Source organism: Sorangium sp. So ce375, assembly GCF_051473855.1.
Classification (GTDB): Bacteria; Myxococcota_A; Polyangia; order Polyangiales; family Polyangiaceae; genus Sorangium.
This window is the reverse complement of sequence record NZ_CP150335.1, coordinates 9,084,089-9,101,950: the sequence shown is the minus strand read 5'-3', so window position 1 is coordinate 9,101,950 and position 17,862 is coordinate 9,084,089. Positions and strand designations below refer to the sequence as shown.

The window sequence follows — 17,862 nt, the reverse complement described above, 5'->3', positions numbered from 1 at the left end:
CGCCTGCGCCGTCTGACTTCGCCGGGCGTCGCGTCATCACCTTCGAGAGCCGTCGCGCCGCCGAGATGGCCTCGTTGATCCAGCGGTATGGCGGTGTGCCCGTCACGGCGCCGACGCTCCGCGAGGTGCCCATCGAACGGAACGAGCGCGCTCTCGATTTTGCGCGGCGCCTCGCGGGCGCCGAGCTCGACCTCGTGATCCTGATGACCGGCGTCGGGACCCGGGCGCTCGTGGCCGAGGCGGCGCCCGCGCTCGAGCCGAGCCAGGGCGCCGGCGGAGCGTCCAGCGACGGCGGTGACGCGGACGCCCAGGGCGTATCTCGCCTCGCGGCGGCGCTCTCTTCCGTGCAGCTCGTCGCGCGTGGCCCCAAGCCGGCCGCGGCGCTGCGCGAGCTGGGCCTGACCCGCTTCAGCACCGTGCGCGAGCCGAACACCTGGCGGGAGATCGTCGAGGCCGTCAGCGCGCTCGGCGACCTGAGGGGCAAGCGCATCGCCGTCCAGGAGCACGGCGCGCCGAGCCACGAGCTCTACGCGAGCCTCTCGGCGGCCGGCGCGCAGGTCACGCCGGTGCCGGTGTACCGCTGGGCGCTCCCCGAGGACACCGCGCCGCTCCGGCAGGCGCTGCGCCTCCTTTCGGATGGCGGCGCGGCGATCACGCTCGTCACGAGCCGCGCGCAGGTCGAGCACGCGCTCCTCGTGGCGGCCGAGGAGGGGCTCGTCGAGCGGCTGCGCGCCGCGCTCGCGCGGGGCGTGGTGGCGTCCATCGGGCCTGTCTGCACGGAGGCGCTGCGCGCCGAGGGGATCGAGCCCGATCTCGAGCCCGAGCACCCGAAGATGGGCCACCTGGTCAAGGCGGCGGCCGCGCGCTCGCTCGAGATCCTCGTCGCGAAGGGGAATCGGGGCGACGCGCCCCTGTCGACTCAATCTTCGTAGTCGTCGTCCGCCTCGTCCGCTTCGTCGGCGGAGCGCGCCACGGTCGCCGGCTGGGGCGAAGGGCCCGGCTCCGCGCCGGCGGCCGCGCGTCCGCGCGTGTCCGCGTGGCCCCTGTCGATCAGCTCGGCGCGGTAGAGCACGCGCCCGTCCTCGGCGGTGATCTCGCCGCCCACGTCGCCCCAGGCGAAGTCCTCGCTCTGGAGCGTGCGCATCGTCGCCTTCGTCTTGCCGATGCGCACGCGGAAGCTCGTCTTCTGGCACGGGATGGAGGAGCCGCCGATCTGGACGTTCACCGCCTCGCTGCCGAGCACGTCCTCGTTCTCGTCGGCGGCGAGCGCGGTCTTGGCCATCATCGCGTCGTAGGCCGAGAGGGTCGCCGGCCGCTCCGCTCCGTCGTCGATCCACGCCGCGCCGAGGATCTCGCCGCGCCTGCTGGGCGCGTCGCTCATGCGGACCCGGAGCGCCTCGGTCTGCTTGCCGTCCTCGAGGGTCACGTCGACAACGAGCACGTCCCCTTCACGCGCGACGACCCGCTGCGTGAGGAGCAGCGGCGTCTTCCTGAAGCTGCCGGAGAACCGGTAGGCCACGTAATCGCCGGGCTTGCGCGCGCCGGCCGTCTCCTCCGCGATCGGGCCGCGCTCCTCGGTCGAGCCCTTCGCCCGCTGCGGGGCCTCGCGCCGCGCTCGCGCCGCCACCTTGGCGGAGGCGTCCTGCGCGCTACCGGAGCGAGCGTTCGTTTCGATCCCGGCGCCGCAGCCAGCAGCCAGGACCGAGGTGAGGGCGGCGAAGGCGAAGAGGAGCGGTCGGTTCATGCCCCTCCGCTACCGGAGAGCGCCGGCCATGGCCCAATTTCTGGCGTTTCCAGGGCGCGCCCGCGCGGCGCCGCGCCGCGCGGGCCGCGGTCAGGGCAGCTTGCCGCTCGGGAGGAGATCGTCGAAGGCGGCGTCGAACTCGTCCGCGATCATCTCGGCGCCGACGGCGCGTGCGGCCGGCTTCGGGACGTCGATGCGGCGCAGCCGCTCAGCGACGCTGCCGCGCGGGTCGCTGTAGCTGGGGCTCATCCGGGCGACGCGCTGGAAGTAGTAGAGCGCCTGCTCGGGGACGCCGCGCATCTCGTAGGCGTTCGCGATCTCGTAGGTCAGCGCGAGCTCCTGCTCGACCGTCTTGTGCGAGGCGTGCAGGCCGCGGATGAGCGCGTCGATGCCCGCCTCGATGTTGCCCATCTGGAGGTGGGTGACGCCGATCATCGACTGGCAGACGCACTCTCGCCCGGGGTCGCGGGCGGCGAGCTCGAACTCGCCGATGGCGTCGGCGTACAGGCCCATCTCCTTGTAGGCGACGCCGAGATCGTAGTGCGTCGACGCGTCGGACTCGGAGATCTGCGCCGCGACGCCCGCCTTGAACTGCTCGAAGACGCTCTCGACGCTGATCTGCCGAGGGTCGTCCTGGACGCCGGTCACCGAGCCCGGCGCGACCTCGAGCTCGTCGATCATCTTGAGCGACTCGGCGATGTCGAACGCGCGGTCCTCGTCCGGCCGCTCGCTGCCGCGCGGGACGACCCGCGTGCCGCTCTCGTTGTCGGTGGCCGCGCGCCCCACCTCCGGCTCCGAGGACAGCTCCGTGACCTCGCGCAGCCGCTCCATCAGGAGCGGGTGGTTCGGCAGCCGCGCGAGCTGCTCCTCGAGGATGTTCCGCGCCTCCTCGAACATCCCGTGCTGCGCGAAGAACTCGACCTCCTCGAGCGCGTCCTCGTCGAGGGCGTCCGCGCGCCGGGACCCCGGCGGCACGGAGCGGCCCGACGCCGGTCGGACCGACGCCGGACGGCCCGACACCGGGCTGTACAGGGCCGGCGGCGCGGCGAGCACGGGAGGCGGAGGTATCGAGGACGCCGGAGGCGGAGCCTGGGACGCGGCGACGGCCAGGGGGTGCTCGGGCGAACGGCTCGGGTTGACCGACGCCGTCTCCTCCTCCTCGTCGTCGATGGCCTCGAGCTCCTCGACGTCCTCGACCTCCTCGACGTCCTCGATCGGGAAGCTCGGCAGCGGCGGCTCGTTCGCGAACGGGTCGTCGAGGTGCGTGACGAGCTCTGGCCGCCGGGGGAGCGCCTCGACGACGCCGTCTTCGTCGAGCGTGTACGCGGGCAGCGGCGCGTCGGGGTCGTAGAGGTCCTGGCTCGGCACCTCGGACGCGTACGCGTCGTTCTCGCCGGCCGCCGGCGAGGCTTCCGGCCCGTGCTCCTCGTCGGTGAGCTCGTCCTCCTGCGGCACGGCGTAGCCGAGCAGGTTGAGCATCTCCGTGGCCTGGGCGTGGCCGGGCTCGAGGAGCAGCACCTCGTCGAGGAGCCTCGCGGCGTCGTCGACGGCGTCCTCGCTGGCCAGCTGCTGCGCGAACCCGAGCATCTGCTCGACGGCGCCGTCCTGGTCTCCGGCCTCGATCAGGACATCGCAGAGCTTCTCGCGCAGCTCTCGAGCGGACGGCAGCCGGGCGACGCCGCCCTTGAGGAGGGCGATCGCCTTGTCGTACTGCCGGTCGCGCCGGAGGCTCTCGGCGTGCGCGACGAGCTGCCGCGGGCTCGCGATCGGCGACGTCGAGGGCTGCGACGCCCGGAGCGGGATCGGCACCGCGGACGCGGGCTCGTCGTCCTCGACGTCGAGCTCCTCCGCCTCGTCGTCCTCTTCCTCTTCGAGCTCGACGTCGATGGACGCGCGCGTGTTCCTCGACGAGGGCGCGATCTGGGAGGCGAGCTGGCGCACGCCCTCGTCGTTCGGAGCGCGCGTGATCAGGGCCGAGACGAGCGCGGTGAACTGATCGACCCGCCCGGCCTCCTTGGCGATGCGCGCCGATTCCTTCTGTACCTCGATCGCCTTGGCCGGCTGCCCGAGCAGGTCGAACGCGCGGGCGAGGAGCGCGAGCGTCTCCAGGTCCTTCGGGTTCTCCTTGAACGCGATCTGCAGCTTGGTCAGGGCCGACATCCCGTCGCTCGGGTCGCCGCGATCGAGGTAGATCTCGGCGGCCATGCGGGCGAAGCGGGCGTCTGGGCGGTGCTGCAGCAGGCGCTCGACGACCTTCAGCGCGTCGTCGCGCCGCCCGAGCTTGAGCAGGAGCTCGGCCGCCGTCCCGAAGCGCTGGATCGCGGCGTCGTAGTCGCGGACCCGGATGAGCGCCTCCGCGAGGCGGAGATAGGCGAGCGGGTTGTTCGGGTCGAGGTCGACGACCCGCTTGAAGATGTCGATGGCGTCGCGGTCGCGCCCCGCGCGGAGGAGGCGCGTCGCGACCTCGTCGTAGGCGGCGAGCGCGTCGCTCGTGAGCCCGAGCTGCGTGTAGATCTCCGCGAGGCGCGGGACGATGTGGCCGAAGCGATCCTCGTACTGCGGGACGTGCTTGTGGATGATCTCGCGGATCTGCTTGTAAACGGCGATCGCTTTGAGCGCGAAGCCCTGAAGGGAATAGAACTGGCCGACGCGCTCGTAGGTGGTGATCGCCTCGACGTACTCCTCCGTCTTCAGGTAGAGGTCGCCGATCTTGAGCAGCGTGCGGACGTCCTTCGGATCGTCTGCGACCAGCTTCTGGTACTCGGCGATGGCCTTGTCGAAGCGCTTCCGCTCGACAAGCTTCTGCGCGGTCTGGAGTACCTTGTCGCGATCGACCGCCACGGCGATGGGAATCTCCTGCTGAGGACAGCAAGGCGTTGCTCGGGCGCCCCGTCGGCATCCCTCACTTCGCCTAAAAAACACCTAGCCAATCCCGCCACCACGTACAAGCGCGCGGCACCGGAAGTTCCGGAAGCTACCGCCAAGGTGCTTGTTTGCAGCGTGCGGGCCCCCGGGGGCCCCTGTCTGGGCGACGCGGCGACCGCTTGGCGCGGTGGCCGCGAGCCCCCGCCCCGGTCGGACGCTGGGCGGTCCGGTCGAGGCGCGTCGAACAGCGCGCCCTATCCCGTAGGAGCGCGCTGAACAGCCAGGGATTCGCGAAGATCGCGGGGGAAGGTGGCGAGCGCCGCCGTCCCCGCGAAGACAGCATTAAGCCTAGCAGTCGAGCGGCCTTGTTGCACATTTCGTGCGATCTTCTGCGAGGCGTCGCCGCCAGCCGCCAGCCGCCCGCCGCGTGGGCGACCGCGCGACTTCGGCGTGCCCGCCGGGTGATGTATGGGCGGCGCGCCGGATGAGAGGGCAGGGGGTACGTCGCGAGCTCGGCCGTTGTCGGGGGCGAGAGCGGGGCGAGCACGGGCGTGGGCGGGAGGGCGCCTCGGAGCGCCGCCGCTTCTCGACCGCCCCGGCGAATGGACCTAGAGTTGGGCACCATGTCGCTCAGCCAGGCCTACCGCGCCCCGTTCGCTCCTGGAGAGGAAAATGCCGTCGACGCCGCGCTTTGCGAGCGGCTCCTCTCGGTCGCCCTGTCCAAGGGAGGTGATTACGCCGACCTCTTCTTCGAGTACCGGGCGGGGGGCGGGTTCACCTTCGACGAAGGCATCCTCAAGGCGGCGTCGCGCGGCGTGTCGATGGGGGTCGGCGTCCGCGTCCAGCGTGGAGATGCGACCGGGTACGCCTACACGGAGGACCTCACGTGGGACGCGATGAGGCGCGCGGCCGAGACGGCGGCGCAGATCGCGACGAGCTCCGGCGGCAAGGAGAAGATCGAGCTCAGGCGCCGCGAGCTGCCGACCCGTTACCAGCTGCCCAGCATCTCGCTCGACGCCCCGGGGCTCGCGAAGCGCGCGCTGCTCGAGCGCGCGAGCGCAGCGGCGCTCGCCTACGATCCCAGCATCGTCAAGGCGGAGGCGAGCTTCGTCGAGGAGGTGCGCGAGGTCCTCGTGGCCACGAGCGACGGGCGGATGGCGCACGACGTCCAGCCGCTCATCCGCTTCGGCGTGCGGGCGCTCGCCGAGCGCAGCGGGAAGCGCCAGGAAGGCTCGAGCGGCGGCGGCGGGCGCATGACGACGGCTTACTTCGAGGGCAAATCGCCGGAGTGGCACGCGGAGGAGGCCGCTCGGCAGGCGGTCGCGATGCTCGACGCGCGCGACGCGCCCGCGGGCGAGATGAACGTCGTGCTCGCCCCGGGCGACAGCGGCATCCTGCTCCACGAGGCCGTGGGGCACGGGCTAGAGGCGGACTTCAACCGCAAGGGGACCAGCAACTACGCGGGGCAGATCGGCAAGGACGTCGCGAGCCCGCTCTGCACGGTGGTGGACGACGCGACGCTCCTCCAGTCGCGCGGCACGATCAACGTCGACGACGAGGGCCACGAGCCCGAGCGCAGCACGCTCATCGAGAACGGCAAGCTCGTCGGGTACATGCACGACCGGCTCTCGGCCCGCCACTTCGGGCTCACGCCGACCGGCAACGGGCGGCGCGAGAGCTTCGCCGCCGCGCCGATGCCCCGGATGACGAACACCATCCTGCTCGCCGGCCCCCACGATCCCGAGGAGATCGTGAGGTCCGTGAAGCGCGGCGTCTTCGCGAAGAAGTTCGGCGGCGGCCAGGTCGACATCTCGAACGGCGATTTCGTGTTCTCGTTGACCGAGAGCTACCTCATCGAAGACGGCAAGCTGACCGCGCCCCTCAAGGGGGTGAACCTCATCGGCAACGGCCCCGAGGTGCTCCGTCGCGTCACCATGCTCGGCCATGACGTCGCCGTCTCCGACGGCATCTGGACGTGCGGCAAGGACGGACAGAGCGTCCCCGTGGGTGTGGGCTGCCCCACAATCAAGATCGATCTCATCACGGTCGGCGGAACGCGGATCGGCTGATTTTCCAAGGCTGGAGCACCGGGCAGAAGGTAAGCCCTGCAGCTGGTTTGGTGGGTTTAGCGCGGTGCGTCTTGCAGGCTCGTCGTGACACCCGTATACGGGGCGGACATGGCGCGTCGTTCGTTCATTGCCATTGTTGGACACGGACCGGACCTGGAGCGCGATGAGGGCGCCGCATCGGTCTTGCGCTCGCTGGGCGCTGACGTGCGGACCCTGGATCTCTGGGACGATCCACCGCGGCTCTTCCACGACGACGAGAGCAAGGCGCGGGCAATCGTCGTCGAAGCGCTCGATCGGCCGGACCTGGCCGCGGCGGCGCTGCGTGCGCTGCGCCGCGAGCCGCGCCTCGAAGAGGTCGGCGCGCTGGTCGCGGTGAGCGTCGCGCAGATCGCGCGGATCGAGCCGTCCAGCGGCTTCGACGACTTCCTGCTCGTGCCGTACGTGCCGGCCGAGCTCTACGCGCGCGTGCGCCTCGTCGAGTGGCGCCGCAGCGAGTTCGCGACCGAGGAGCGGGTGAAGGTCGGCGCGATCGTCATCGACCGCGCGGCCCACGACGTCTCGGTCGGCGGCATGCACGTGCCGCTCACCGCGAAGGAGTTCGCGTTGCTCTCGTACGTGTGCGAGCGCCGCGGAAAAGTTGTGTCGCGGACAGAGCTGCTCCGCCGCGTCTGGGGCAGCCAGTACGAGGGCGGCGCGCGGACCGTCGACATCCACGTGAGGCGCCTCAGGGCGAAGCTCGGCGCGGCGCTGCCGCTCGTCACGCTGCGCGGGGCCGGATACCGCCTCGAGTCGCCGATCCCCGGCGCCGGTGGGCCCGAGGGCGGCGACCCGAGCAGGGCGCTCCCGCGGAGCGGAGCCGGCGCGGAGGCGCAGGGCGACGAGCGCGGGGAGCTGCGCGACGAGGACGAGGACGAGGTCGGCGACGACGAGGGCGACGAGGACGAGGACGACGAGGACGAGGAGACCGCGGAAGCGAAGCCCCGGTCGGCGACCTCGGCGCACGACGCCGCGCCCCCCGGGCGCGAGCGGCGCATCACCCGATGACGTCGCCGGTCCGCCGCGGCGCTCCCGGCGCCGCTACGGCGCGCGGCGGCGGTCGTTCGCGCGCCGCCGCGCCGCCGATCGTCGCGATCAGCGTCGGATGTCCGAGCGGGGTGGGCCCCGAAGTGGCCGTGGCAGGCGCGGCGTCCGTCGAGGGCGCACGCTGCGTGCTCGTCGGCGATGAGGCGATCCTCCGGCGCGCAGCGCGGCTCGTCCGGGTCGCGGCCCGCCGGCTCGTCGTGGTCGATGGGCGCGCCGCCATCGAGCAGCTCGCGCCCGGCGCGATCGGGCTCTGGGCAGGCAGCGCGCCGCTCTCGCGGCCGAGCGTGTTCGGCCGGCCCGAGGCCGAAGACGGCGCGGCGCAGCTCGCGTGGATCGACGCGGCGACCGACCTGGTCCGCGAAGGCGTCGCGGCGGCGCTGGTCACGGGTCCCGCGTCGAAGCACGCGATCGCCACGAGCGGCGCGCCGGGGTCGGCGGATTTCCTGGGGCACACCGAGCACCTGGGCCGGAGGCTCCGCGCGCGCGAGGTCACGATGGCCTTCGCCTCGGGCAAGCTCGTGACCGCCCTCGTGACGACCCACCTGCCGCTGCGCGACGTGCCGGAGGCGGTGAGCCCGCGCGAGGTGGCGCGCGCCGCCGTGTGGCTCGCGCGGCTGCTCGCCGATCTCGGCCGCGAGAGGCCGCGCGTGGCCGTCGCGGCGCTCAACCCGCACGCAGGCGAAGGCGGGCTCCTCGGCGACGAAGAGCAGCTGCGGATCACGCCGGGGATCCGCCTCGCGGCGCGGCGGCTCGCGCGCTCGGGCCCGACGGCGGAGCTGACCGGGCCCGTCGGCGCGGAGACGGCGTTCCGGCTCGCGGCCCGCGGCGCGCTCGACGGGGTCGTCGCCATGTACCACGACCAGGCCACGATCCCGAGCAAGCTCCTCGGCTTCGGCGAGGCGGTGAACGTCACGCTCGGCTTGCCGATCGTGCGCACGAGCGTCGACCACGGCACCGCGTACGATCTCGCGGGAACGGGGCGCGCCGACCCGCGCGGCATGCGCGAGGCGATCGTGCTCGCGGCGCAGCTCGCGGCCGCGCGAGCGCGCTGACGTAACGACACGCCGACGCGCGCACCGACGTAACCGACGTAACCGACGTCACCGACGTCACCGACGTAGAAACACGCGGCTCAGCGCGCCCGGGCGCGGCCGTCGAGGAGCGCGAGCAGCCGCTCGAGCGCCGGCATGCTCACCCCGCGCTCCCGGCCCATCGCGAGGACGGCGGCGCCCATCGCGAGGTGCTGCGCGTGGAGCTTGGGGCCGAAATGGATGTCGAGGAACCGCAAGAACTCCGGCGCCAGCAGGCGCACGAGCGCGATGCCCGGCTTCAGCGTCAGCGGCCCGATGAAACGGGTGAGGAGCTTCGTCCACGGGGCCACCTTGCCCAGCCGCTCCGCGAGCGCCGCGGACTCCCTTGTCGCCTCGATCACGGTGCCGAGCACGACGTCGTTCTCGAGGAGGGCGTTCGCCCCGCCGCCCGCGTCGATGGCGGCGATCAGCGGGAAGAACGCGGTCGTGGTGGCGACGTTCTGCGCGCCCACGTCGCGCTCGAGCCGCGCCGGGAGACCGGCGCCCGTGAGGCGGCGCGCGAGCTCCTCGAGCCGCGGTCGCTCCGCGGGGGCGCCCCCCGCTTCGTCGATGAGCGTCGGCGCGAGCTCGGTGATCCAGGCGCGGACCACGCCGCGCTCGTCGAGGTAGCCCGAGACGCCCGGCATCGCGGGGGTGATGCGGCGCTGCGCGGCCTCCTCGAGATCGGCGCGCTCCCTGGGCAGGAGCGGCGTGAGCACCACGGCGGGCGCGGCCTCCGCGCCGCGGAGGAGATCCGCGACCGACCTGCCGCCCGCCGCCCGCTGCGCGGCGCCGCCGAGGTCACCTCGGGGGACGAGCTGATCGAAGCGCACGGTGATCAGGACGACGTCCGTGTCGGCCGGGATCTCGGCCGCGAGGCGCGGGCGATCGAGCGTGTCGCGTCGATCGGCGCCGTTCACCTGCTCGATGACGAACGGCCGGACGTCGTCGACGCGCTCGGGACGGACCACGAACGTGACGTCGTCTCCCCGGACCGCGAGGCGCACGCCGTAGACCCGCCCGAGCGCGCCCGCGCCCACGATGCTGACCCGCATGGCTCCCCCGTAGCCTGCGCACCGGCGGGGGGAAAGGGGGCGGCCGTCGCCGGGCGCGACGGAGGCCCTCAGAACGTTCGCTTCGAGTCGATGAGGATGGTGACCGGGCCGTCGTTCTCGACGAACACGCGCATGTCGGCGCGGAAGCGGCCGGTGGCCACCGTGAGGCCGCGGGCCCGCAAGGCGGCGACGAAGCGCTCGTACAGCGCCTCGGCGCGCACGGGCTCCATGGCGCCGTCGAAGCTCGGCCTCAGGCCGCGACGGACGTCCCCGAAGAGCGTGAACTGGCTGATCGCGAGCACGCCGCCGCCGCGCACGTCCGCGAGCGCTCGCGACATCTTGCCGGCGTCGTCGCTGAACACCCGGAGACCCGCGATCTTGCTCGCGACGTGGTCGGCGTCGGCCTCTTCGTCGTCCTTCGCGGCGCCGACGAAGGCCACGAGGCCGCGCTCGATCGCGCCGACCACCTGGCCTCCGACCTCGACGCGCGCGCCGAGCGCGCGTTGAACGACCGCGCGCATCGCTAGCGCTGCGCGGCGCGCGGGGCGGCGGCGGCGGCGGCGGGCTCCGCCCCGTTGCCCGCGCTCAGCCCGAGCTCGCGCATCAGCTTGGCCGTGAGCTTGAAGTAGGTGCCGCGATCGTACGGCTGGTTGAGGATGTGGAAGTCCTTGCGCACGAGGCCCACGCAGCCGAAGCAGTAGGTGCAGCCGGTGCAGTCGACCGAGCGCACGAGGTACGACGACTGCGTGCACCGCTCGGACGCGACGCAGTGGCTGCACGCGATGAGATCGCGGCAGCCGCGGCAGTGCGTGCTGTCCGAGCAGCGCTGGCTGTCGACGCAGTAGTGGCACCGCTGCAGCGCCTTCGAGCCGCGGCAGAACGTGCAGTCGACGCAGCGCTCGCACGAGACGCACGCGACGCACCGCTCGTTGCCGGTGCCCGTCTCGAACGTCTGGATCAGCTTGCGGAGCTCGGCCTCGAATTCCGCGCGCGTCATTCCGCCTCGCCGCTCGCTTCGGAGATGCCGCCGCCCGCGCCGCGCCGGGCCGCGCCGTCCGCGCCCGGGGCCTCGGGCCTGCCGCTCACCTGGCGGCGCAGCCGCTCGGCGGCCTCGCGCGTCGCGGGCTCCTCCGCGAACTCCTCGATGCGCCGGAGCCGCGACTCGAGCACGGCGCGCCGCTTCGGCAGCTCGCCGGCGAGGATGCCCGCGAGCTCGTCGATCGCCTCCTGGATGCGCTGCTCGTCGCTGTGCTCGAGCAGCTGCAGGTACACGTCCTGCTCCGCGGGGAAGGTGTGGCCGGCACGGAGGAAATCGTTCGCGGCCTTGGAGATGTTGGGCCGGCCCGACGCGCAGAGCAGCTTCGACAGGAGCCGCTGGCGCTCGACGGCCTTCGGATCGCTCTGCGGAGGCGGCGCGAGGACGATGCGCCCCGGCGCCTTGGACGCGGCGTCGCGTCCGGACTTGACGCGCCCGCCCTTGCCGTCCTCTGCCTCCGGCTCCTTGCGCGGAGAGAACAGCGCCTCGAGCGCGGCGCGGTGTTGCTTGGCTGCCCGCCGGTCCTCGCCGCTCTGCGTCGGACGCGGCAGCCCCGCGCTGTTCGGCTGACCACGGCCATAGGCCGTGTGGAGCTCGGGATTGTGCCAGACCTTGGTTGCGTCTCTACGAATTCGCCGCATGTCGTGCCCCTGCTGACCTCGGAGCGATGATCATGGACGCGCCGCCGGGATCGGCTTCCGCATCCCGCGTGTGGCGCCCCGCTTGCATCGATGGTGTGGTGAATGAGGCTGGTGCGTGTTGGGCCGGGCGCTTCCCCCGCGAACCGCGATGGCCCGGACGATGTTGCGCAAGGGACGCGCCCCTATCTCCGCGCTGATCACGCTGGCCGCGTTGATCGTGAAGGCAGGGCCACGCCGCAGTGCGTGGTGCGCCGGGCGATACCCGACCGCGGACCGCGTGACGAGGGGCTCTGCCCCCATGCACCCCGGAACCGCGCTCACGACCCAACCGCAGTCGCGAGGCAGCTGGTTCCTACCACAGCCTTTGGTCAGCGCCGCAGAAAATTGGGCTGCCCTCCGCACTTCATGCCATTCCTGTCCTCACGGCTCGGTTCCTTCCGAGCTTCCCTTCTGAGCTTCCCTTCTGCGGTTGCCTTCCGTGCTTCTGCGCTTCCGAGCTTCCGCGAGGGGCGCCTCGGAGACGCTGTTTCGAGGTCGCCGACCTCGTCCCAGGTCGATTCAAGAAGCGGACCGCCGACTGCCCTTCCCAATCCCACATCCTGCGGACGGGCGGCGACGCCGTGTTCGGGAGATCCGATCCGTGGTGGATGTCACTCGCACCCGACCCGACTGGAGCTTTCCATGATGAGCCTTCGATCCGTGAGCACTGCAGGCGCGGCGCCGCGGGACGCCGGGGGCGCTGTGCGCAGCGCGGAGCCGCGCGCGCGCCTGAGGCGTGCTCGTGCGGCCGCGCTCGCGGTCCTGGTGAGCATCGCGGTGCCGGCGCCCCTCTGGGCGGAGCCGCTGCCCGGGGCGCACGCCGCTGCCGAGAGGTCCAGGGAAGAGGAGGGGGAGCGGGCCCGTCGGGATCGTGCGCCCGCGAGCCCTGCAGGCGCGGAGCGAGCACCGCGAACGAAGAAGCGGGAGAGCTCGCTCCACGGCCGCGCGAAGGGCGCCTCGGCAGCGACCGGTGACGAGGAGACGAGCGGGGCGGGAGACCGGGGAGGGAGGGCCCGTACCCACAAGAAGGTGCAGCACGCGGCGGGAGACGCGGCGGAGAACACGGTCGGCGAGAAGAAGACGGGCAGCGAGAAGAAGAAGGAGAAGAGGCGGGCGGCGCGCACGGCCGAGAGCAAGCGGCGCGGGGCGAAGAAGGGCCTGGAGAGGGAGGCGCCTCCGAAGCCGTGCCACGGACCGGTGCTCTCGATCGATCGCAGCGGCATGGAGCTCGATCGCTTCGAGCTGGTCGACTGCAAGGGGAAGCCGCGCGAGGAGGCGCGGCGCGCCCTCTCCTTGCTCGCGCGCCCGTGGGGCACGCCGCGGCCGATCCTGTCCGACGAGAGCGTGCCTGTCCGGAAGCCGGAAGCGGCGAGCCGCAAGGGGCGGCGCGCGGGCGATGAGCCGCGAGCCGCCGGGGGCAGGGCGAGCGGGGTGCAGGCGGGGGAGATCGCGCCCGGCGTGCGGCTGCTCGATCCCGGGCTGCTCTCTCGCATCGACACGCTCGCGCGGCGGTACCCGGGCCGGCTCGTGTCGCTCGTGAGCGGGTACCGGCCGCAGAGCCAGGGCAGCCTGCACCAGTCGGGGCGAGCGCTCGATCTGCGCATCGCCGGGGTGCGCAACGACGAGCTCGCGGCGGCCTGCCGCGCGCTCGCCGACACGGGCTGCGGCTACTATCCCAACAGCTCGTTCGTACACGTGGACGTGCGCGCGCCGGGGACGGGGAGCGTCTCGTGGATCGATGCGTCCGGACCCGGCGAGGCACCCCGCTATGTGGCCGCGTGGCCGCCGCCGCAGGACGAGGCGCGGGCGGCGACCGAGGGGACGCCCGGCGAGGACGGGGAGGAGGTGCTCCGGCGGGAGCGCCGCGAGAGGTCCGCGAGCACTGCGGCGGAGAAGGTCGCGAGCGCTGCACCGGAGAAGGCGGGAGCTGCGCTGGAGACGGCGGGAGCCGCGCAGGAGAAGGCGGGAGCTGCGGCGGAGAAGGCGGGAGCTGCGGCAGAGAAGGCGGGAGCTGCGGCGGAGAAGGCGGGAGCTGCGGCGGAGAGGGCGGGCGCCGCACCGGAGAGGGCGAGCGCCGCACCGGAGAGGGCGAGCGCCGCACCGGAGAAGGCGGCGACGGGCGCGCCGTAGTAGGGAGGCGCGATGGGCATCACGATTCCTCGCCGCCACGCCTCGGCGCTCGCCGGTACGTTCGGTCCGCTCGCGGTCCATCGCCATGAAGTCATGGCCGCGGGCGCGTCTTATCCCGCCTTCACGCTGGAGCTCGCCGACTGGATCTCGGTGGCCGCGATCACCGATGCCGGCGAATTCGTCCTGGTGCGGCAGTACCGGCACGGCGTCGACGCGGTGACCATCGAGACGGCTGGCGGCATCGTCGATCCCGGGGAAGAGCCGGCGGCGGCAGCGCCGCGCGAGCTCCTGGAGGAGACGGGATATGCTGTGGAGTCGCTCGAGACGCTCGGGTGGGTACACCCGAATCCCGCGCTCCAGGCGAATCGCTGCTTCCTCTACCTGGCGCGCGGCGCGCGGCGGGTCGCCGAGCCCGAGGGCGACGAGCACGAGAGCACGGAAGCGGTCGTGATGCGCGCAGACGAGGTGATGGCAGCGATGCAGGACGGCCGGATCAGCCACGTGATCGCGGTGATCACCCTGCTGCGGGCGCTCGCCGTCGCGGCGGCTCCGCGCTGACCGCGGCGCCCGCGAGAGGGGCAGCCGGTGCCGCCTGGGCGGCCGCGGAGCTGCTCCCGAGGTCCAGGGATCGGATTTCCAGGGCGGAAGAACGGGATCCACGCTCCGCAGAACGAAATTTCGGTCGCTTGAACGAGATTTCGGGTCGCGGCTCCTGAAAAGTGGCTCCGGTCAACGGGGCCGGAGGTCTCGAGCTCGCGAGGCGGGCTCGAGGCACACCTCGAGATCCTGCGCGCCGCTCTCGAGAGCCCCGATTTCGTTCTGGAGAGCCGAAATTCCGCTCGTGAGACCTCCGCCGGCTGTTCCCGAGACCCCCTCGTCGGAGCTCGAGACCCCTCTTTCCGTGCGCGAGACCCCCGCCGGCGGTTCTCGAGAATGGATTTTTCGTTCGCGTGACCGCCGGAGCCGGTCGACGGACCGAATTTTTCGAGCGTCGCAGCGAGCAAGGGACGCGCGACAGCTGATCTCGGGAATCGCGCGGCGCGGCGGGCATGGAGGTCCCGGCGCGCGAGCTGGCGAGCGCACTGGCGCCGAGGCACTCGAGCAGGCGCCGCTCCGCAGCAGCGCGGCGCTCCTGGACTTTTGCGACGCTCGTCGACCGATCGGTTGACGAACACCCCCAGCAAGAGCGTTCCGTTACCGACGGACGCGACGGCGTACGACCTACCCCCGCGTCCTTCGGCCGCCGGTATGGGATGTGCCAGCTCAACTACTCTTGACGGTCTCCAACATCACGATTGGCTACCATGAATCGGGGCTGCTAATCCGGCGCCAGATCTGCGTCTGATCTGCTCTTCGCATACGCAAAGCCAGTGTGAACCACATGAGCCTATGGTCCGTGCCGTGACGCGAGAAGGCGAAGGAGAAATCACGATGAAGTCGGTTGTCGTCATCGTGTGCGCGGTGCCGCTGGTGATCTTGTTCTACGCTGCGTGCAGCGTCGCTCCCGAGACGGAAGCGGAGGACAACGCAGGCGTGGAAGAACCGCCCACAGATACGACGGAGGAGGAGCCGGTTGCAGTGGGCGCGCAGGAATTGGACTGGTGGGTACACTGTAAGAATTTGGATTCTGTGGAATGTATGATTAAATGCGCCGAGGCGGGCGTTCCATGTCGACCATCGTATAAGCATCCGTACAAGGACAACGCAGGGAACGGCGACCTCACTGGCTGCATAAAGAAGCCAAAGGAAGTTTGCGTCTACCACTATTCATCGAACGGCGACGGGTGCTTCCTTGTTCGCAATACAGGGCGTGCGTATTGTGTGTACGTGGGCGGTAGGAGATGATTATCGGTTGAGTGGGTGTTTTTGTTCTTGCTCGTCGCCGAACTTCGCGACGAGCTGCTCGACAAGCGTCTCGACCTCTGAAGGTAGATCGTTGCCTGGTGTCCAGGTCTTCAGCAGCGTCTTGAGGCGATGCGCCCGAGCGATGTCGTCGTCGCCTACGGGAGGTCCTCCTTCCATTTCTCCGCTTGCAACGCCTTCCTTTAGTTCCGATAGTGCGCTCTCGAATGCCTCTGCTCGACTACTCAACGTTGAAGGTTCGACTGCTAGATCCGCTACAGAAGAGGAATCGGATCTGATCCAGTTCAGGAGCGCTTCAAGGCTTGCAACGCCTTCAAAGAACCCCTCGCCCCACCGCATGAGCCGCTCTATCGTCGGCGGAGCACCTTCGTCTCCATTGCGCTGTGTCATTGTATGTACGAACATACCTGGCTGCTGCCTGTTGTGCCACCCGCTGCCGCACCGGTGATGAAAAACGTGACGAGTGCGCCCGTCGCTATAGTTGACTATCGTGTAATTACCGTAGATTGAGACCCAATGTCTGCGAGCTCGTTGAGTGCATCGGCGTCGAGGCGCACCCGGGCGAGCTCATCGAGCACGCCGGTATCGAGGCCCACCCGAGCGAGCACGTCGCGGACAGCCTCTGGGCCCTGTGGAGCGCGGCGCAGCCGGCATCGGGGCGCTGGGGCAGAGGCGGCGCTCGTGAGGGCGCAAGGATGGCCATGCCGAGGCCACCTGAGCCCAGCGTTTGGGGTGCTTCTACCTGGAGGAGATGATCCCCTCGCCGAGAGCGAGCTGCCGAGCTTCCCCCTACGGCGCTGACGCGGCCGCTGTACGCGCCGCGAGCCGCCTCGCTGAGTGGAAGCCGCCCGAGCTCTCCCTCTCGTGCACCTCCGCGGTGCGCCCACGCTGCGGTGGAGCGCTTCGCCGAGGGCGTCGCCGCCCGAACGTCCCCGGCGCCCCTGACCGCCTTATGCTACCGCGAGCATAGCGCGGGCGGCCGCCTCGCCGCGCTCGGCGCGCCTCAACAGCGGCGTGGACGCGCCGAGGGGCGGCGCGCCAGCTGGGTACAGAGATGCATTGCGGCTCGGGGGATAATTTCTCAGCCAAACGGCCGCTCTGTGGCGATTGGCGCTGGTTGACGCCGAGCGCCTGCCGCAAGTACCGTCGTGCATGCGCCGCGTCGCCCATGCGCTCTCGATCCTTCTCGTGCTCGGGGCCGCAACATCCTTCACGAGCTCGGTCAGCGCTCAGGCGCTCAAACCGAAGGTGACACCGGACGGCAGCTCGACGGTGAAGGCCCATATCCGCCGTGGCCAGAGAGCGCGCGACGCCGGGCGCTGGACCGAGGCCCACGCCGCCTTCAAGGCGGCTTTCGAGGCGACCGACGCGGCGTCTGGGACGGAGCGCGAGCGCAAGGAGATCGCCGGGGAGCTCGGGCTCTGCGAGCTCGCGCTGCACAAGTACCGTGATGCGGCCGAGCACCTGGCCTGGAGCCTCGAGCAGCGCGAGACGCTCCCTTTGCCGCTGCAGCTGAGGTTCGAGGAGGGGCGGCGCAGAGCAGCGTCGTTCGTGGCGACGCTCATTCTGGCCGTGGATCCGCCGGACGCCGAGGTCTTCGTCGATGGCAAGCCCATCGGCCGGACCGCGCGGACCTACGAGCTGTTCGTCGAGCCGGGCCAACACATGGTGCGAGCCCGGGCGCCAGGGCGTGAGGACGGATTCCACACGTTGCGCGCCGTGGCGAGCGCGGAGCACGAGGTCACGCTGCACCTGCCCCACGCGGCGGAGAGCAGCGCGAAGGCAGAGGCGCCGGCGACGCCGACGCCCGCGAGCACGGCGCCCGCCGCGCGCACGGAGGCCCCCGGGCCGGCGGTACCGTGGCTCGGGCCGGCGCGTGTCGCCGGCATCGGTCTGACCACGGCGACGGCCTCCCTCGGCGTCTTGTTCATGGTCCGCGCGAGCGCATCCGACGGCGATCTCAAGGAGCGCAACAGCAAGCTGGACGCGCTTGGGTTCACGCCGTGGGCGTGCCGCGAACCGTCGCCGCCTTCAGCGTGCAACGAGCTGGCGGTCCTCCGGCGAGAGCGAGATCAGTTCGCCGCCCTCGGCACGGCGATGGTGGTGGCGAGCGGCGTGGTCGGCGCCATGACGGTCGCCTCGTTCTTCACGGATTTCTCCTTTCTGCAGTCCGAGCCCACGGGAGCCCGCGTCGCGTTCTCGCCGGCCGCAACGCCAGGGCAGATCGGCCTCGTGGCGCACGGGGTGTGGTGATCCGAGGAGCCAGG

At 71.5% G+C, this 17,862-nt stretch carries 15 protein-coding genes; 8 read left to right on the top strand and 7 right to left on the bottom strand.

Going from position 1 to position 17,862, the window contains the following annotated elements; translation table 11 throughout:
• The first annotated feature begins 65 nt into the window (after nt 1-65).
• Complete coding sequence (locus tag WME90_RS33855; RefSeq protein WP_437276179.1) at nt 66-932, top strand: uroporphyrinogen-III synthase; 867 nt, start codon at nt 66-68, stop codon at nt 930-932.
• On the opposite strand, the gene WME90_RS33850 is transcribed toward WME90_RS33855, so the two are convergent.
• Together WME90_RS33850 and WME90_RS33845 are read right to left on the bottom strand one after the other, a co-directional pair.
• Nucleotides 920-1,744 (bottom strand): hypothetical protein, encoded by an 825-nt coding sequence (locus tag WME90_RS33850; RefSeq protein WP_437276178.1) that lies wholly within the window; start codon nt 1,742-1,744, stop codon nt 920-922. The two genes, WME90_RS33855 and WME90_RS33850, sit on opposite strands and share 13 nt — an antisense overlap.
• 90 nt (nt 1,745-1,834) lie before the next feature.
• Nucleotides 1,835-4,585 (bottom strand): tetratricopeptide repeat protein, encoded by a 2,751-nt coding sequence (locus tag WME90_RS33845; protein ID WP_437276177.1) that lies wholly within the window; start codon nt 4,583-4,585, stop codon nt 1,835-1,837.
• Between the two features lie 647 nt (nt 4,586-5,232).
• Here WME90_RS33845 and WME90_RS33840 point away from each other — a divergent pair.
• The 3 genes from WME90_RS33840 (at nt 5,233) to pdxA (ending at nt 8,813) form a co-directional block, all read left to right on the top strand.
• Nucleotides 5,233-6,678, top strand: a complete 1,446-nt coding sequence (locus WME90_RS33840; protein WP_437276176.1) for a TldD/PmbA family protein — start codon at nt 5,233-5,235, stop codon at nt 6,676-6,678.
• 204 nt (nt 6,679-6,882) lie between these two features.
• Nucleotides 6,883-7,722 carry a winged helix-turn-helix domain-containing protein gene (locus tag WME90_RS33835; protein ID WP_437276175.1) on the top strand — a complete coding sequence of 280 codons (840 nt, stop codon included), beginning with the start codon at nt 6,883-6,885 and terminating at the stop codon, nt 7,720-7,722.
• Nucleotides 7,719-8,813, top strand: coding sequence for a 4-hydroxythreonine-4-phosphate dehydrogenase PdxA (gene pdxA, locus WME90_RS33830; protein ID WP_437276174.1), 1,095 nt, complete (start codon nt 7,719-7,721; stop codon nt 8,811-8,813). Before WME90_RS33835 ends, pdxA begins: the two co-directional genes overlap by 4 nt.
• Before the next feature lie 80 nt (nt 8,814-8,893).
• Here pdxA and WME90_RS33825 read toward each other — a convergent pair whose 3' ends face one another.
• The 4 genes from WME90_RS33825 to WME90_RS33810 all read right to left on the bottom strand — a co-directional run bounded on the left by WME90_RS33825 (nt 8,894) and on the right by WME90_RS33810 (nt 11,563).
• Entirely contained in the window at nt 8,894-9,886 is a 993-nt protein-coding gene (locus tag WME90_RS33825; RefSeq protein ID WP_437276173.1) for a ketopantoate reductase family protein, read from the bottom strand.
• Between the two features lie 68 nt (nt 9,887-9,954).
• Nucleotides 9,955-10,407: a D-aminoacyl-tRNA deacylase gene (gene dtd / locus WME90_RS33820; protein WP_437276172.1), complete on the bottom strand. Its 453-nt coding sequence runs from the start codon at nt 10,405-10,407 to the stop codon at nt 9,955-9,957.
• Nucleotides 10,408-10,409: 2 nt separating this feature from the next.
• A complete protein-coding gene (locus tag WME90_RS33815) occupies nt 10,410-10,883 on the bottom strand; it encodes a hypothetical protein (RefSeq protein ID WP_437276171.1) in 474 nt (157 codons plus the stop codon).
• Complete coding sequence (locus tag WME90_RS33810) at nt 10,880-11,563, bottom strand: hypothetical protein (RefSeq protein WP_437276170.1); 684 nt, start codon at nt 11,561-11,563, stop codon at nt 10,880-10,882. The genes WME90_RS33815 and WME90_RS33810 overlap by 4 nt, the downstream gene beginning before the upstream one ends.
• A gap of 681 nt (nt 11,564-12,244) precedes the next feature.
• Here WME90_RS33810 and WME90_RS33805 point away from each other — a divergent pair.
• The 3 genes from WME90_RS33805 to WME90_RS33795 all read left to right on the top strand — a co-directional run bounded on the left by WME90_RS33805 (nt 12,245) and on the right by WME90_RS33795 (nt 15,577).
• The gene (locus tag WME90_RS33805) at nt 12,245-13,732 is read left to right on the top strand and encodes a YcbK family protein (RefSeq protein ID WP_437276169.1); all 1,488 of its coding nucleotides are present in this window, start codon (nt 12,245-12,247) and stop codon (nt 13,730-13,732) included.
• Between the two features lie 12 nt (nt 13,733-13,744).
• Nucleotides 13,745-14,290 (top strand): NUDIX hydrolase, encoded by a 546-nt coding sequence (locus tag WME90_RS33800; protein ID WP_437276168.1) that lies wholly within the window; start codon nt 13,745-13,747, stop codon nt 14,288-14,290.
• 873 nt (nt 14,291-15,163) lie between these two features.
• Nucleotides 15,164-15,577: a hypothetical protein gene (locus WME90_RS33795; RefSeq protein WP_437276167.1), complete on the top strand. Its 414-nt coding sequence runs from the start codon at nt 15,164-15,166 to the stop codon at nt 15,575-15,577.
• On the opposite strand, the gene WME90_RS33790 is transcribed toward WME90_RS33795, so the two are convergent.
• Entirely contained in the window at nt 15,578-15,985 is a 408-nt protein-coding gene (locus tag WME90_RS33790) for a hypothetical protein (RefSeq protein ID WP_437276166.1), read from the bottom strand.
• Nucleotides 15,986-16,747: 762 nt separating this feature from the next.
• On the opposite strand from WME90_RS33790, the gene WME90_RS33785 reads away from it, so the two are divergent.
• The gene (locus WME90_RS33785) at nt 16,748-17,848 is read left to right on the top strand and encodes a PEGA domain-containing protein (protein WP_437276165.1); all 1,101 of its coding nucleotides are present in this window, start codon (nt 16,748-16,750) and stop codon (nt 17,846-17,848) included.
• Nucleotides 17,849-17,862: the final 14 nt, after the last annotated feature.